Origin of the sequence: Thermus igniterrae ATCC 700962 (genome assembly GCF_000376265.1) — a bacterium.
Lineage (GTDB): Bacteria > Deinococcota > Deinococci > Deinococcales > Thermaceae > Thermus > Thermus igniterrae.
This window is the reverse complement of sequence record NZ_AQWU01000004.1, coordinates 1-1,125: the sequence shown is the minus strand read 5'-3', so window position 1 is coordinate 1,125 and position 1,125 is coordinate 1. Positions and strand designations below refer to the sequence as shown.

1 protein-coding gene and 1 pseudogene are annotated in these 1,125 nt (G+C 65.5%); both read right to left on the bottom strand.

Features of this window, described 5'->3' with window-relative positions; genetic code table 11:
- Positions 1-96: 96 nt before the first annotated feature.
- A complete protein-coding gene (gene metF, locus B128_RS0100030) occupies positions 97-987 on the bottom strand; it encodes a methylenetetrahydrofolate reductase [NAD(P)H] (protein ID WP_018110271.1) in 891 nt (296 codons plus the stop codon).
- 52 nt (positions 988-1,039) lie between these two features.
- Positions 1,040-1,125, bottom strand: a pseudogene (locus B128_RS12775) (IS5/IS1182 family transposase); the annotation flags it as partial.

The window sequence follows — 1,125 nt, the reverse complement described above, 5'->3', positions numbered from 1 at the left end:
GGGGGCGTCTGGTGTTCTTCCACAGCTCACCAAGCGCCCCCTTTTCCTTTGGCTTGTCAAGGGGGTATGCATTGAATATCCGAAAGGGGGGTCTCCTTAAAGAAAAGAAGAGGCAGAACGAAACCCCAGCCTCTCCAGCACCATGCGCGTGGCGGGGCTTTTGTTGAGGGTGTAGAAGTGCACCCCCTCCACCCCGGCCTCCAGGAGCTCGGCCACCTGCTTGGTGGCGTGTTCCACCCCGATTTCCAAAATGGCCTTGGGGTCCTCCTGGTGCCGCTCCAGCTGGGAAAGCAGGGGCCCAGGGATGCTGGCCCCGCACACCTCGGTGAAGCGGCGGAGCTGGGCGTAGCTGGTGATGGGCATGATGCCGGGGAGGATGGGAATCTCTATGCCCACCCGCCTGGCCCTTTCCAGGAAGCCGAAGTAGTGGGCGTTGTTGAAGAAGAGCTGGGTGATGGCGAAGTCCAGGCCGGCCTCCACCTTGGCCTTGAAGTGGCGGAGGTCGGCCTCGAGGCTCCCGCTTTCCGGATGCCCCTCGGGGTAGGCGGCCCCACCCACAGAAACCCCCTCCCCGTAGCGCTCCCGGATGAAGGCCACCAGCTCCATGGCGTAGCGGAACCCCTGGGGATGGGGGCGGAAGACCCTTTCCCCCTGGGGCGGGTCCCCCCGGAGGGCCAGGAGGTTCTCCACCCCTGCCGCCAGAAAGCGCGCCAGCACCCCGGCCACCTCCTCCCGGCTCTGGCCGGCCACGGTGAGGTGGGCCAGGGGATTAAGCCCGAGCTCGCGGATGCGCCCCGCCCAGGCCACGCTCCTCTCCCGGGTGCTCCCCATGGCCCCGTAGGTGATGGAGACAAAGGCGGGGTGGAACCCCTTGAGCTCGGCCATGGTGCGGAAGAGGGCCTCTTCGCCCTCTGGGGTCTTGGGGGGGAAGAACTCAAAGGAGAATAGGGGCCCCCTGCGCGTCCTTAGGAGGTCCCGTATTTTCATGCGGAAGAGTGTAGCCCCTCACCCCGCCCAGGTCAAGGGTGGCAGGGCTTGCCTAGTAAATTGCCTTGTACCCCGGAGGGGGCGGGAGAAGGGAGAGAAGAACCCTAAGGCCGTAGGCGATGAGCTCCAAAAGCGCCC